General features: G+C 74.7%; 1 protein-coding gene. It reads left to right on the top strand.

Annotated features, from left to right (window positions below; all coding sequences use genetic code 11):
* The coding region (locus tag Ga0451573_RS19520; RefSeq protein WP_231685876.1) for a macro domain-containing protein at window positions 1–241 on the top strand (241 nt) is incomplete at both ends.

Genomic DNA, 241 nt, shown 5'->3' with positions numbered 1-241 from the left:
CGTCGACGGCGCCATTCACCGCGCTGCCGGTCCCGGCCTGCTGGCAGAATGCCGCGCTCTGCCGCAGGTCCGTCCCGGCGTGCGCTGCCCCACCGGCGAAGCGCGCATCACTTCCGGTCACGGGCTGAAGGCGCCTTGGGTGATTCACACCGTCGGCCCGGTGTGGCGCGGCGGCGATCACGGCGAGCCCGCGCTGCTGGGCGCCTGCTATCGCAGCGTCCTGGCGCTGGCGCGGCAGCAC

It is taken from the genome of Phosphitispora fastidiosa, from assembly GCF_019008365.1.
Lineage (GTDB): Bacteria > Bacillota > Thermincolia > Thermincolales > UBA2595 > Phosphitispora > Phosphitispora fastidiosa.
Note: the sequence above shows the minus strand (reverse complement) of the source record. Positions and strands in the feature narration are given on the sequence as shown.